Below are 14,048 nucleotides of genomic sequence, written 5' to 3' on the forward strand. Positions count from 1 at the left end.
GGGGGAACCACATGACCGGCAGTTTCAACACCAGCCAGAACAGCAGTCAGCACACCCTCAGCGGTGACGACGTCTTCACCCTCACCCCGCCGGAGGCCGTCGCACCGGTGCCGAAGGAGAGGGCCGGCGGGCTCGTGCCCGTCGACGACTCCATCCGTACGGACATGGAGCGCAAGGCAGCCGCCTACGTCGAGGGGCTCGCCGCCCTGGACGCCCGCTCGCCCGAATTCGCGGGCAAGGTCGGGGAGATCACCGCGCTCGGCGCCGGGGAGATGCGCACCGCGACCGCGCAGTCCAACCGCATGCTGGAGCGGACCGTGCGGAGCCTGCCGTCGAAGGGCGGGGACGCTCAGTCGCAGGTGGCGGGCTCACTCGTCGAACTCCGGCTCGTGGTCGAGGACTTGGACCCGCGTGACCTGCCCGCCTCCAAGGGACGGAAGTTCCTGTCCCGGCTCCCCGGCGGCAACAAGCTGCGCGACCACGTCGCCAAGTACGCCTCCGCGCAGGGCACGTTGAACAGAATTGTGGGCTCGCTGCGCGGCGGCCAGGACGAACTCCGGCGCGACAGCGCCGCGTTGCAGACCGAGCGGGTCCGCCTCTGGGAGACCATGGGCAAGTTGCAGGAGTACGTCGTCCTCACCCAGGCCCTCGACACGGCCGTCGAACAGCACATCACCGGCGTCGGGTCCACCGACCCCAGCCAGGCCGACACCCTGCGCGCGGACGTCCTCTTCCCGGTCCGCCAGAAGCACCAGGACCTGCTGACCCAGCTCGCGGTGTGCGCACAGGGCTACTTGGCGATGGACGTCGTACGGCGCAACAACGACGAGCTGATCAAGGGTGTCGACCGCGCGGCCACGACCACGGTCTCCGCCCTCCGTATCTCGGTCATGCTCGCCTCCGCGCTCGACAACCAGCGCAAGGTCGTCGACCAGGTCAACGCCCTGCGCGGCACGACCGAGGACCTCATCCGGGGCAACGCCGAGATGCTCTCCACCCAGAGCGGCGAGATCCAGCGCATCGCGGCCGACCCGGCGGTGGGCGCGGAGACGCTGCGCACGGCCTTCCAGCAGATCTACCGCACGCTCGACGCGATCGACACCTACAAGGTCCAGGCGACCGAGGTGATGGCCGCGACCGTGGAGTCCCTGACGTCCGAACTCCAGAACGCCGGCACGTACTTGGAGCGGAGCCGGTCGCAGAGCGCGCTGGAGGGAGGGCTCGGATGAGACGCCTCCTCGCTCTCGCGCTCGGTACGGCCGCGCTGCTGACCGCGTGCACGTCGGCGGCACAGGACACGAAGGCCGAGACCGACAACGCACCCCGTCCCGGTACCCTCCGCGTCCTCGCCTCCAGTGAACTCAGCGACATGGCCCCGGTGTTCGACCAGGTACGCAAGGACACCGGGATCACCATCCGCCCCACCTACATGGGCACCCTGGACGCGGTGGACCTGCTGGCCAAGGGCAAGGTCGACGGGCGGTACGACGCCCTGTGGCTGTCGTCGAACGACTATCTGCGGCTACGGCCCGACGCGGCGAAGAAGGTCGTGTCGGAGACCCCGATCATGTCCAGCCCGGTCGCGATCGGTGTGAAGACGGCCACCGTCACGGCACTGGGCTGGACGCCCGACAGGGTCTCCTGGTCGCAGATCGAACAGGCCGTCCAGGACGGCGAGTTGACCTACGGCATGACGGACCCGGCCCGCTCCAACTCCGGTTTCGCCACGCTGATCTCCGTCGCCTCCGCCCTCTCCGGCGCCCAGTCCGCGCTCACCAATGCGGACGTCACCAAGGCGACTCCCCGGCTGACGGAGTTCTTCAAGGGGCAGAAGCTGACCTCGGGTTCCTCGGGCTGGCTGGCGGCCGCCTACCAACGCCGGGGAAACGTGGACGCGTTGCTCAACTACGAGTCCGTCCTCAAGGGCATCCCGGGCCTGACCGTGATCCGCCCGAGCGACGGAGTGGTCACCGCCGACTACCCGTTGACGTCCCTCGCCTCGACGGACGCCACGACCCGGGAGAACGTCCGGCGCGTGACGGCCGACCTGCGCACGGACGCCCTCCAGAAGCTGATCACCACCCGTACGCACCGCCGCCCGGTCGTCCCCTCCGTACCGCCCGCGTCCGGCCTGGACACCAGCCGACGGCGTGAACTCCCGTTCCCCGGCAGCCGGTCCGTCGCCGACGGGCTCCTCGACTCGTACGAGAACAAGCTGCGCCGGCCCTCGCGGACCGTGTACGTGCTCGACACATCGGGCTCGATGGAAGGCGACCGGCTGTCCCGGCTGAAGAAGGCCCTCACCGATCTGACCGGCGACTTCCGGCAGCGCGAGGAGGTCACGCTGATGCCGTTCGGGTCGGCCGTGAAGAGCGTCAGGACGCATGTGGTGAGTCCGAGCGATCCGCAGGCCGGGCTCGATGCCATCCGCGCGGACACCAAGGGGCTCAGCGCCGCCGGCAACACCGCGATCTACACCTCGCTGGAGAAGGCGTACGAGCATCTCGGCACCGGTGGCGACACGTTCACGTCGATCGTGCTGATGACCGACGGCGAGAACACGACCGGCGCCAAGGCGAGGGACTTCGACGGCTTCTACCGGCAACTCCCCTCCACCCGGCGGGAGATACCCGTCTTCCCCATCCTCTTCGGCGACTCGGACAAGGCGGAGCTCCAGCACATCGCCGACCTGACCGGCGGCCGGCTCTTCGACGCCCGACAGGGCTCGCTGGACGGCGCCTTCGAGGAGATCCGTGGCTACCAGTAGGTTCCTGGGCTACCTGGAGTCCCGCAAGAACCTCACCGGCAGCGCCGGCGGACTCGTCGGGCTGGTGCTGACGTTCGCGGGTGTCGCGGGGCCGTACTGGCCGGTCGTGGTCGTCGGTCTGTACGGCGCGGGTGCGCTGATCGCCCCGCCGGAGCGGCCGCCGCTGCCCGACTTCCCGGATCCGTCGGCCCAACTGGCGGAACTGCGCGACGACTTCGAGAGACTCGGCGGCTATCTGGCGGACGTCGAACTCCCGCCCGCCGCCGCGGGCCGCCTCACCGAGCTGACCCAACTCCTCGCCGGGCTCCTCGATCCGCAGGTCACGCATGACCTCGCGCAGGACCCGGAGGGCGTGCACATCCTGTCGCGTGCGGTGCGGCAGGACGTGCCGGAGGCGGTCGACACGTTCGTACGGACGCGGTGGTGGACGCGGCTGGCGCCGGGGGCCGAACCCCCTGAGCGGCATCTGGAACGGCAGTTGACGGTGCTTCAGGAGGAGGCGCGGGGGCTGGCGAGGGGACTTCGCGAGGCCGAGGAGCGGCGGCAGGAGACGCACACCCGGTTCCTGGAGGAGCGCGGGCGTTCTCAGGACAGGTGACCCAGCACGATCAGGACCAGGACGACCAGGAGCAGTACGCCGAGCACTTTCAGGAGGCCGAAGCGGAACTCCTGCACCGGTGGGGCTGCGGGAGGCGCCGGAGCCGTGGGCCGTACCGGCAGGTTGAACACGTCGTGGCCGGTCACCGCCGCCCGCGTGCACCACGGGCAGGTCGGGAGGTGGGAGCCGTAGGAGTGCAGGGGGCGGCCCTGGCAGATCTGGACTCGGGAGCGTTCCTGGTCGAGGGCGCGGAGCCAGACCTCCGGGGTGGGACGGGCGGATGGGGCGTGGACGCCCGCGCCGAAAGCCGTGTGGGCCAGGGTGAGGAGGCCCGGCGGGAGGACCGAGGGGTCGACGGTGCCGCGTGGGATGACGACCGCCTCGGGGCGGACGACGTAGGAGACGCTCGCGGCGATGTTGTCCTTGACGGTGGACTCGGGGGTGCTGTCGTGCGGGACGCCGCCGAAGGGGTGGTTGCCGGCCGTGAGGAGTTGGTAGATCAGCACCGCCAGCGCGAAGTTGTCGCTCTCCTCGGTGGCCGCGGCGCCCGACTGGCGTTCCGGTGAGGAGTAGTCGGTGGTGTGCATCAGGCAGGGGAAGGGCTCGCCGGTGACCGGGTCGGTGAAGGCGATGGAGTCGCAGTCGAGGAAGGTGACGAAGCCGTTGGCGTCGACGACGACGTTGCTGCTGGAGAAGTCGCCGATGACGAGGTTGTCGTAGTGCATGCGGGCCGTCATGAAGGCGAGGTTCCAGGCGACGCCGAGCAGGAAGCGCCAGTCGGCGCGGTCGCCGAAGAGGCGGAGGCGCTGGGCGCGGGTGAACAGGCCGACCAGTTGGACGTGTTGGGGTTCGCCGAAGCGGCGCATGGCGTAGCCGAGGAACACGCCCTCGGGGCTGCGGGCGATGGCGGTGGGCCAGGCGAGTTCGGGGGGCTGGTTGGCGTCGGTGGGGCGGGCGGCCAGGGGGGACATGGTCAGCATGCGGGCCAGGCGGCGTTCCAGGTCCGGCCCGGGGCGGTCGCGGTAGAGCTTGACGACGATCGTCTCGTCGCCCTCGACCGGGAAGACAGCCGCCTGGCCGCCGCCCTTGAGCGGGAGTTCGGCGAGGGTGACGGGCTTGCCGTCCAGGTGAACCGTGCGGCCGGTCATGGGGTCACCGCGCGCACGGCTCGCAGGAGGGTCTTGTCGTCGGCGTTGAGGCTGGTGAGCCGGTCCGACCTGAGGAGGGCGGCGAGGCTCTCGTGGGCTTTGTCAGTCACCGGCCCCGGTGTGTCGAGAGAGCCCAACACCGCTTCCACGAAAGAGGTGTTGGGCTGGGGCGGGCCGCCGCCGGAGAGGGAGAGGGCGGCCTGCGCGAGGCCGTCGGTGGACAGCAGGACGCCGTCGACGCGCGGGTCCGCCACGCAGTCGGTGCGCAGTCGGCGGGGTGCGTCGGGCGAGGTGAGGAAGACGGTCTCGTTGCTGTACTCGCTGACGGCGGGCGGCTGCGGGAGGAGGTGGAACTGCCGTTCCCCGTCCTCCGTTCCGGCGCGTACGACGACGAAGCCGTCGCCGACGCTGAGATGGCCGAGCCAGCCGGGGGTGAGGACCACGACGGTGAGGGTGGTGGCGTAGTCGGGGGCGGTGGCGCCGTAGGTGTCCAGGAAGATCTTCGCCACGTCGTGGAAGGCGTCGGCGAGCAGGTCGTGGACCTCCTCGCCCGGCGGGCAGCCGGACGCGGCGGCCGCCCGGCGCCGGAAGTGCTCGGCCGCCAACTCGACGGCGTGCAGGGCTCCTTGGTCGGAGTGCGGGCGGCTGCCCGCGCCGTCCGCGACGGCGAGGACGGACACGGAAGCCGAGGTCGTGTAGGTGCAGGCGTCCTGGCAGGGCGTGCCGGTACGGCGGTGCCGGTACCCCTCGACGCTCAGGCCGTGGATGCGCCAGGGCGAGTCGGCCACCGCTCAGCTCTCCCAGGCCGGGCGCTGCGTCTTGAACTGGCTGAAGATCTTCTCGAAGACCTCGTCGCCCGCGCCCTTCTGCTCGGCGTTCGCGCTGGCCGACATCATTTGCAGGAGCTCGCGGAACGGGAAGCCCTGGATGCGCGCGTTGAACTTCGGCGCGAAGGCCTGGAGCACCTGCTCGCCGCGGTCGGTGATGCCGCCGACGCCGATCGCGTACAGCCGGAAGCGGCGGGCCTGTTGCTCCTCCGCGAGGACGGGCAGCAGCCGGTGCCAGGAGTCGGTCAGGTGGCCGGTGCCGTCGGTGGGGAGGCCGTCGGTGACGAGGCAGATCTGCGGGCGGTAGTACTGGAGTCCGGAGGCGCGCAGCTCCGCCTTGCGGGCGGCGACGACGTGCATGGCCAGCTCCAGTGCCTCGGTCATCAGGGTCACGCCGGACGCGGTGAACCGGGGTGCCTGGAAGGCGTGCGCGGGCACGAAGGGGTTCAACGGTGCGCGTGGGTCGAGGAGTTGGGGTCCGCGCCAGGCGCCGACGCCCTGGCCGCCGAAGGTGATGACGGCGACCTCGACGCTGTAGCTGAGGGAGACGTCGTCGTGGAGTTCGCGGGTCCACTCGGCGAGCGCGTCGTTGAGCGTCTGGATCGGGGCACCGGCCATGGAACTCGACGTGTCCAGGCACAGCACGAGCGGCAGCCGTTGCGCGTTGTTCTCGAACTCGATGTCGGCGTACTCCGCCGGCATCGTGGGCGGGTATTCGCTGTGCATGAGCGTCTCCTGGTGGCACGAGCGGTACGGGGACGAGCGGTTGGGGGTCACGAACCGCCGCGGGCGTGATGCCGGGCGGCGGGCGGGAAGGCGTACAGGACGTCGGAGTCGGCTTCTTGGGCGTCGGTGACCTCGACGTACGCGCCGGGTACGGGCGGCGTCCGGTCCGGTTCGGCCCATACCGCGCGGTACAGGACGTGATCGAGTTCGACGTAGCCCTGCGGGTGGAGTGCCGTACGGACGACGGCCGTTCGGGACGGGCCCGTGCGGGGGCCGACCCGGCGGCCGTAGGAGGAGGGGGCGGGTGCGGGCGGGACGGGGCGCAGTCGGGCGGTGGTCTCGGCGCTGGTCTCCTCGGAGCGGGCCTCCATGGCGCCCGCCACGGCCGGGGTGCGGGAGCGGCGGACGGCGAGGAGGAGGGCCAGGAGCAGGAGGAGCAGTACGGCGGTCAGGGCGATGAGCAGGACGCGCGTGTGGTCCGTGGACTTGTGTCCGCCGAGTTCGGCGACGCCCACCTTCTTGTCGATCAGCTGGCCGCCGGTGAGCGAGGACTTCTTGAGCGCCTTGCACAAGTCGCTGTCGCAGGCGGGGAGTTCGCTCAGCGTCTTGCCGTCCAGCCGGTCGATCCGGGCGTCCCGGTCGACGAGCGCGCGGCCGGCCAGGATCAGCAGCGCGCTGCCGCCCTGCCCGGTGTGGACGCCGGCCGGTACCTGGACCCGAAGGTTCTTGAGGTCCCGGCGGACTGCGGCCTGACCGCCCTTCTGGCCGGCGTCGAAGCCCAGCGGCTTGTTCAGCGTGACGGTGACCACGGCCCCGTCGTCCAGCGCGTCCTGCCAACAGCCCAGCCGCGTCGGAACGTTCTTGCCGCAGTCCGCGCCGGCCGCGGCCGCCGGCCCCTCCGGAATCAGCGCGATCAACAAGCCGAACAGCAGCGCGGTGAACAACGTACGTCTCATGACGACCCCCCGTTGGCGCCCATAGTGGAGCCAACAGGCGGGTGGCCGAAAGGGGTTGACTGAGAATGCTCAATTCACTTCTACAGCTGGAAAACCTGATGACAACGGGTGAACATCCGTCGCGCCCGTTCCACCCAATCACTGGCCAGAACATCGAAATCGGCCTGGGAGATCCGGCAGGTCAGCGGGAGATCGCAGACTCCGGCGAGACACGGTCGCGGTCCGCGTACGTCCCACACCGAGAGCATGGGATTCAGCTGTTCGGTGTTCCACGCGTTCGACGCGGCGGCCGCGATCGCCAATTGATCCTTGCGCAGAGAATGACCGTCGGTGACAAAGGCGACGAGGAGTCTTTTCGTGGTCATGAAACGCACGGTGAGCGTGCGCCCGGACGCCTCTAGATCGAATTGCAGGGAGACGGAATCGACATCGCTCTCGACGTGGTAATTCCGGCGAGCGCCCCAATTGTGCACCAACTGCCGCCAGGACGAACCGATGTCGTAGTCCCGGCCGGGCGGGATCGAGGCCTCAGGCGTCGCCACGGACCACCGCCCGCGTGATCATGTCGTCGGTGAGGCCCGCGTCGAGCAGGGCCTGGGCGTGCAGCAGCAGACAGGACGGCACCGGCAGGCTGGTGCCGCCCCCGCGCCGCGCCGCCAGTTCACCGCGGCGGACCTCGATCGTGCGGGCCACGGCGGGCGGCGGCCAGGTCGCGGGACGTGGCTGCGCGAGCAACTCACCGAGCAGCACGGCCAGTCGGGGCCGGTCCTCGGGCCGCTTGGCCAGACACCGGGCGAGCAGCGGCCGCAGACCCGGTGGTACGTCGTCCAGTTCGGGTTCGCGGTGCACGACCCGCAGGCTCACCGCCTCGCCCGCGCCGAACGGCGGGCGGCCGGTCAGCGCGTACACCAGGACGCCGCCGAGGGAGAACACGTCGCTGGGCGGGCCGATCTGACCGGCCGTCATCTGCTCCGGCGACATGAACGGCGGGGTGCCCACCACGATCCCGGCCTGGGTGAGACTCGGGGCGCCCTCCACGCGGGAGATGCCGAAGTCGATGACGCGGGGGCCGTCGGAGGCGAGCAGCACGTTGGCCGGTTTGAGGTCGCGGTGGACCAGGTTGGCCGCGTGGATCGCCTGGAGCGCCTCGACGAGGAACGCGCCGAGCCTGCGGACCTGCGCCTCGGGCAGCGGGCCGTCCGACCTGACGGCCTCGGCGAGGGAGGGACCGGGCACGTACATCGTTGCCAGCCAGGGGAGTTCGGCCTCGGTGTCGGCGTCGACGACGGCCGCCGTGTAGGCGCCGCTGACCAGCCGGGCGGCGGCGACCTCGCGGGCGAAGCGCTCGCGGAACTCGCTCTCCGCGGCCAGTTCGGGCCGTACGACCTTGACCGCCACCTCACGGCCGGCCGGTGAACGGCCGAGATACACCCAGCCCATCCCGCCGGAGCCGAGCCGCCCGGTGATCCGGTACGGTCCCACGCTCAGGGGATCGCTGACCGGTGTGCGCACCCCGCTCACCTCACTTCGGGGTTCGATGCAGGTTGTCCCGAGTGTCCCCCGAAATGCCGGTCTGGGCAGGGGGGATGCGTGAAATGGGAGGCATGACTACGCCAGGGCGTCCCGGTGGTGTATGGGCAACGGGCAGGGCCCCGCACGCCGTTGTGCGGGGCCCTGCCCGTTGTGCTGCCACCGCGGCCGGCCTGTGACGACATTGCTGGTCAGGGCACAATCGGCGGCCGGCCGCGGAGTATTCGGCGGGTTCTAGCCCAGGCGCTGCACCAGCGCGCGGTACTCGTCCCACAGTTCCTTCGGCGTGTGGTCGCCGAAGGTGTTGAGGTGGTCCGGAACCAAGGCGGCTTCCTCGCGCCACACGTCCTTGTCGACGGTGAGGAGGAAGTCCAGGTCGGACTCGGACAGTTGGAGCCCCTTGGTGTCGAGGGCACCCTTGGCAGGCAGCACGCCGATCGGGGTCTCGACGCCCTCGGCGCGGCCGTCGAGCCGGTCCACGATCCACTTCAGGACCCGGCTGTTCTCGCCGAAGCCGGGCCACACGAACTTGCCCGCGTCGTTCTTGCGGAACCAGTTCACGTAGTAGATCTTCGGGAGCTTCGCCTGGTCCCGACCCTTGGCCACATCGACCCAGTGGCCCATGTAGTCACCCATGTTGTAGCCGCAGAACGGCAGCATGGCGAACGGGTCGCGGCGCAGCTCGCCGACCTTGCCCTCGGCGGCGGCGGTCTTCTCGGAGGCCACGTTGGCGCCGAGGAACACGCCGTGGTTCCAGTCGAAGGACTCCGTCACCAGCGGTACGGCCGAGGCGCGCCGGCCGCCGAACAGGATCGCCGAGATCGGCACGCCCTTGGGGTCCTCCCACTCGGGCGCGATGATCGGGCACTGCGCGGCGGGCACGGTGAAGCGGGCGTTGGGGTGCGCGGCGGGCGAACTGGACTCCGGCGTCCAGGAGTTGCCCTTCCAGTCCGTGAGGTGGGCCGGAGTCTCCTCCGTCATGCCCTCCCACCAGATGTCGTTGTCGTCGGTCAACGCCACGTTGGTGAAGACGGAGTTGCCCCACAGCGTCTTCATCGCGTTGGCGTTGGTGTGCTCGCCGGTGCCGGGCGCGACGCCGAAGAAACCGGCCTCGGGGTTGATCGCGTAGAGCCGGCCGTCCTCCCCGAACCGCATCCAGGCGATGTCGTCACCGATCGTCTCGACGGTCCAGCCGGAGATGGTGGGCTCCAGCATCGCGAGGTTCGTCTTGCCGCAGGCGCTCGGGAAAGCGGCGGCGACGTACTTCGACCCGCCCTGCGGGGGCGTCAGTTTGAGGATCAGCATGTGCTCGGCGAGCCAGCCCTCGTCCCGCGCCATCACGGAGGCGATGCGCAGGGCGTAGCACTTCTTGCCCAGCAGCGCGTTGCCGCCGTAGCCGGAGCCGTAGGACCAGATCTCGCGGCTCTCGGGGAAGTGCGAGATGTACTTGGTGGAGTTGCACGGCCACGGCACGTCCGCCTCGCCCTCGGCCAGCGGTGCTCCGAGCGTGTGCACAGCACGCACGAAGAAGCCGTCGGTACCGAGTTCGTCGAGGACGGGCTGTCCCATGCGGGTCATGGTGCGCATGGAGACGGCGACGTAGGCGGAGTCGGTGATCTCGACGCCGATCGCGGAGAGGTCCGAACCGAGGGGACCCATGCAGAACGGGACGACGTACATCGTCCGGCCCTTCATGGAGCCGCGGAAGATGCCCTTTTCTCCCGCGAAGATCTCCCGCATTTCAGCCGGAGCCTTCCAGTGGTTGGTGGGACCCGCGTCCTGCTCCTGCTCGGAGCAGATGAACGTCCTGTCCTCGACCCGGGCGACATCGGTCGGGTCGGAGGCGGCGTAGTAAGAGTTCGGGCGCTTGATCGGGTCGAGCTTCTTGAAGGTGCCCTTTTGGACGAGCTCCTCGCTGAGCCGCTCGTACTCCGCTTCGGATCCGTCACACCAGACCACGCTGTCCGGCTGGGTCAGTTCTGCGATCTCGTTCACCCACGAGACCAGTTCTTTGTGCTCGGTTGGGATGACGGGGGGAGCCGCGATGTCGCGCGCCACGATTGCTCCTATGGTGAGGGATTTTGTCCTTGTTGCCCCGTGGGGGCCGCGACCCGGATGCTTCACGATGGTCGATCTTGGCGCTCATCCGGTGCCGACCGCACTCATTTGATCATCCGACGCACGCGCCCATATGTCCAGAGGGCCTCACATACGAGCGACGTGAGGATCGCCACTCATCAGCCCCTCATCGAGATGTTTTCCGTGCGTCACCACCGCTTCACCCCGGGTACCCGGCCGTCGGCAACGCATGAGAGAGTGGCCACTTCTGACCCCTCATCTCGCCGCACTGACACGTAACTTACGGTTCCGTAGGTACGATTGCGCGCATGACTGCGCCCGTCCCCGACGCGCCCACGGACACGCCGACTGACGGCCACGGTCCCTCCGCGCTCTCGATTCCCGACCATGTGAAACCGAAGTTGCGCGGCTGGCTGCACCTGGGCATGTTCCCGGCCGTCCTCATCTCAGGCCTGGTGCTCACCGCTCTCGCCGACACGCCCCGGGCCCGTATCGCCTGCGGGATCTTCGCCCTGACGGCCTGCCTGCTCTTCGGGGTCAGCGCGCTGTACCACCGGGGCGACTGGAGCCCGCGCATGGACGGCGTCCTGCGCAGGCTCGACCACGCCAACATCTTCCTGATCATCGCGGGCACGTACACGCCCCTGACGATGCTGCTGCTGCCGGGCGCCAAGGGCGAATGGCTGCTGTGGAGCATCTGGGGCGCGGCCGCGGCCGGCATCGCCTTCCGCGTCTTCTGGGTCGGCGCACCGCGCTGGCTCTACACCCCCTGCTACATCGCGATGGGCTGGGCGGCCGTCTTCTTCCTGCCCGACTTCATGCGCACGGGCGGCATCGCCGTCCTGGTCCTGGTGGTCGTCGGCGGACTGCTCTACAGCGCGGGCGGCGTGATCTACGGCATCAAGCGCCCGAACCCGTCACCGCGCTGGTTCGGTTTCCACGAGGTCTTCCACTCCCTGACGGTGGCGGCGTTCCTCGTCCACTACGTGGGGATCTCCCTGGTGGCGTACCAGCACGGGTAGCACCTCAGGCACCTCCCGTTCATGGCCACGGCTTTCGAGCCGTGGCCATTTTTCATGCCCGTTTCCGGCCTTCCACCCGGCCGCCATGTTTTGACAGCGGATCTCGGTTGACATCAACCACCTTTTGAGAGCTACTCTCATTTCATGGCTACTGTCACTCAATCCGACGACGTGCGACGCGACCCGCGCCGCTGGTGGGCCCTCGGGGCCCTGGTCGCGAGCATGCTCACGCTCGGCTTCGACACGACGATCCTCAATGTCGCCCTGCCCACGATGGCGGGCGAACTCGGCGCCACCACCGGCCAGCAGCAGTGGATGGCGGACGCGTATGTGATCGTCTTCGCGGCCCTGATGCTCCCGGCGGGACTGCTCGGCGACCGCTTCGGACGGCGCCGCATGCTGATCGTGGGCCTCGGCATCTTCCTCGCCGGTTCCGTGGCGGGCGCCCTGGCCGGCGACGTCACCTGGGTCATCGCGGCCCGCACGGTGATGGGCGTCGGCGCGGCTCTGGTCACCCCGCTCGCCCTGTCCGTGCTGCCTTCCCTCTTCGGCCCCGACGAGCGCACCAAGGCCGTCGGCGTCATCTCCGCGGCCTCCTCGCTCGGGCTGCCGCTCGGCCCGATCATCGGCGGCTGGCTGCTCAACCACTTCTGGTGGGGCTCGGTCTTCCTGGTCAACATCCCGATGGCCGCGATCGGCATAGCGGCCTGCGTCTTCCTGCTGCCCGAGACCAAGGACCCCGCCTCGCCCCGGGTCGACACCATCTCCACCGCGTTCACCGCGGCCGGCCTCGGCGCCCTCATCTACGCGATCATCGAGGCGCCCAGCCGCGGTTGGGGCGACCCGCTGATCGTGGGCATGCTCATCGGATCCGCGATCCTGCTCGCCTCGCTCGTGCTGCGCGAGCGGCGCATGGAACGCCCCATGCTCGACATGACCCTGCTCAGCCACCGCGGCTTCCTGTTCAGCTCGATCGCGGCGACCCTGGTGATGTTCGTCCTGTCCGGCCTGCTGTTCGTGCTGCCGCAGTACCTCCAGGCGGTGCTCGGCAACGACGCGCTCGGCACCGGCGTCCGGCTGCTGCCCATGATGGGCGGCCTGATCGTCGCGGCCCGGGCCGCACAACCGCTCGTCGGCCGGTTCGGCTCCCGCGCGGTGGTCTGCGCCGGACTGGTGGTGCTGGCCTTCGCCGCGATCCTCGGCAGCCGTACGACCGTCGACTCCGGCTACGGCTTCACCGCGCTGTGGCTGTCCATCACCGGCTTCGGCTTCGGCTTCTCGATCGTCCCCGCGATGGACGGCGCCCTCGGCGCGCTCCCCCGCGACCGGGCCGGCAGCGGCGCCGGGCTCCTCATGACCATGCGCCAGGTCGGCGCCGCGATCGGCATCGCCCTGCTCGGCAGCCTGCTCGCGAGCACGTTCCGCGACCGCCTCGACGTCACCGGCCTGCCCGCGAAGGCGGCCGACACCGCCGGGGAGTCCGTCGTGGCGGCGCACATCGTCGCGCAGAAGGCAGACTCGACAGACCTCATCTCCTCCGCGAACAGCGCGTACGTCCACGGCATGGGCCTGGTCCTGCTGGTGTGCGGCGTCGCGGCCCTCGTCACCGCCCTGCTGTCCGCGGCGTTCCTGCCGAACACGCCGGCCGCGCCCGCCAAGGAGGAGGAGGCCGAGGAAGACCCGGCCACGGCCGGGTCCATCGCTCTGGCGGATGCCGGACAATGAACACCATGACGGCGACACCCTCCCCCTTCAGCCCCGCCGACCGCCCCCAACTGGGCCTCCGCGAGCGCAAGAAGATCAAGACCCGCGAGGCGATCCGCACCGCGACGTACGCACTGGTCAAGGAACAGGGGTACGACGCGACCACGATCGAGCAGATCGCCGAGCGCGCCGAGGTGTCGCCGTCGACCGTCTTCCGGTACTTCCCCACCAAGGAGGACATCGTCCTCACGGACGAGTTCGACCCCCTCATCATGGAGGAGCTCCGGGCCCGCCCGGCCGACGAACCGTGGATGGTCACGCTTCGGTACGCGATGCAGAAGGCCATCCATCTCGGCATGAAGGAGGACGAGGAGGTCTCCCGGCTGCGGACCCATCTGATGGTCCAGGTACCGGCGGTGCGCTCACGCATGATGGAGAGCATGTCGGTCACCGGCAACATGCTCTGCGAGGCCATCGCCGAGCGCACCGGCCGGGACCCGGAGAGCCTGGAGGTACGGGTCTACGCCATGTCCCTCATCGGCGGCCTGATGGAGACGTCCCTGTACTGGGCGGAGAACGGCCACCGGGACGATTTCAAGGACCTGGTGGACCGCACGCTGGACGTGCTGGAGAACGGACTTTCCGAGTGAACCCGGCACGGACTCGGTGAGGGCGCGCTCACCGAGTCCGT

The 14,048-nt window shown here is 69.7% G+C and carries 13 protein-coding genes; 6 read left to right on the plus strand and 7 right to left on the minus strand.

Features of this window, described 5'->3' with window-relative positions; translation table 11 throughout:
- The first annotated feature begins 11 nt into the window (after positions 1 to 11).
- From OG714_RS19695 to OG714_RS19705, 3 genes are read left to right on the plus strand one after another with little or no spacing between them, the layout of a single operon-like run.
- On the plus strand, positions 12 to 1,229 hold the full coding sequence (locus tag OG714_RS19695) for a toxic anion resistance protein (RefSeq protein WP_406122686.1): 1,218 nt from the start codon (positions 12 to 14) through the stop codon (positions 1,227 to 1,229).
- On the plus strand, positions 1,226 to 2,767 hold the full coding sequence (locus OG714_RS19700; protein WP_406122688.1) for a substrate-binding domain-containing protein: 1,542 nt from the start codon (positions 1,226 to 1,228) through the stop codon (positions 2,765 to 2,767). The genes OG714_RS19695 and OG714_RS19700 overlap by 4 nt, the downstream gene beginning before the upstream one ends.
- Complete coding sequence (locus tag OG714_RS19705; protein WP_406122689.1) at positions 2,754 to 3,365, plus strand: hypothetical protein; 612 nt, start codon at positions 2,754 to 2,756, stop codon at positions 3,363 to 3,365. Before OG714_RS19700 ends, OG714_RS19705 begins: the two co-directional genes overlap by 14 nt.
- Here OG714_RS19705 and OG714_RS19710 read toward each other — a convergent pair.
- The 7 genes from OG714_RS19710 to OG714_RS19740 all read right to left on the minus strand — a co-directional run bounded on the left by OG714_RS19710 (position 3,353) and on the right by OG714_RS19740 (position 10,610).
- Positions 3,353 to 4,513 carry a hypothetical protein gene (locus OG714_RS19710; protein ID WP_406122691.1) on the minus strand — a complete coding sequence of 387 codons (1,161 nt, stop codon included), beginning with the start codon at positions 4,511 to 4,513 and terminating at the stop codon, positions 3,353 to 3,355. The genes OG714_RS19705 and OG714_RS19710 overlap by 13 nt on opposite strands.
- Positions 4,510 to 5,301, minus strand: a complete 792-nt coding sequence (locus OG714_RS19715; RefSeq protein ID WP_406122692.1) for a PP2C family serine/threonine-protein phosphatase — start codon at positions 5,299 to 5,301, stop codon at positions 4,510 to 4,512. Before OG714_RS19715 ends, OG714_RS19710 begins: the two co-directional genes overlap by 4 nt.
- Before the next feature lie 3 nt (positions 5,302 to 5,304).
- A complete protein-coding gene (locus OG714_RS19720) occupies positions 5,305 to 6,066 on the minus strand; it encodes a vWA domain-containing protein (RefSeq protein WP_406122694.1) in 762 nt (253 codons plus the stop codon).
- A gap of 47 nt (positions 6,067 to 6,113) precedes the next feature.
- Positions 6,114 to 7,022 (minus strand): hypothetical protein, encoded by a 909-nt coding sequence (locus OG714_RS19725; protein ID WP_406122695.1) that lies wholly within the window; start codon positions 7,020 to 7,022, stop codon positions 6,114 to 6,116.
- A gap of 80 nt (positions 7,023 to 7,102) precedes the next feature.
- Entirely contained in the window at positions 7,103 to 7,564 is a 462-nt protein-coding gene (locus tag OG714_RS19730) for a hypothetical protein (protein ID WP_406122697.1), read from the minus strand.
- Positions 7,551 to 8,534 (minus strand): serine/threonine-protein kinase, encoded by a 984-nt coding sequence (locus OG714_RS19735; protein ID WP_406122699.1) that lies wholly within the window; start codon positions 8,532 to 8,534, stop codon positions 7,551 to 7,553. Before OG714_RS19735 ends, OG714_RS19730 begins: the two co-directional genes overlap by 14 nt.
- A 252-nt stretch (positions 8,535 to 8,786) precedes the next feature.
- Positions 8,787 to 10,610: a phosphoenolpyruvate carboxykinase (GTP) gene (locus OG714_RS19740; protein WP_406122701.1), complete on the minus strand. Its 1,824-nt coding sequence runs from the start codon at positions 10,608 to 10,610 to the stop codon at positions 8,787 to 8,789.
- A gap of 329 nt (positions 10,611 to 10,939) precedes the next feature.
- On the opposite strand from OG714_RS19740, the gene OG714_RS19745 reads away from it, so the two are divergent.
- The 3 genes from OG714_RS19745 (at position 10,940) to OG714_RS19755 (ending at position 14,007) form a co-directional block, all read left to right on the plus strand.
- Entirely contained in the window at positions 10,940 to 11,653 is a 714-nt protein-coding gene (locus OG714_RS19745) for a hemolysin III family protein (RefSeq protein ID WP_406122702.1), read from the plus strand.
- Between the two features lie 144 nt (positions 11,654 to 11,797).
- Entirely contained in the window at positions 11,798 to 13,378 is a 1,581-nt protein-coding gene (locus OG714_RS19750; protein ID WP_406122704.1) for a DHA2 family efflux MFS transporter permease subunit, read from the plus strand.
- Positions 13,375 to 14,007, plus strand: coding sequence for a TetR/AcrR family transcriptional regulator (locus tag OG714_RS19755; protein WP_406122706.1), 633 nt, complete (start codon positions 13,375 to 13,377; stop codon positions 14,005 to 14,007). The genes OG714_RS19750 and OG714_RS19755 overlap by 4 nt, the downstream gene beginning before the upstream one ends.
- Positions 14,008 to 14,048: the final 41 nt, after the last annotated feature.

The sequence above is a fragment of the Streptomyces sp. NBC_00989 genome, assembly GCF_045162655.1.
GTDB lineage: Bacteria > Actinomycetota > Actinomycetes > Streptomycetales > Streptomycetaceae > Streptomyces.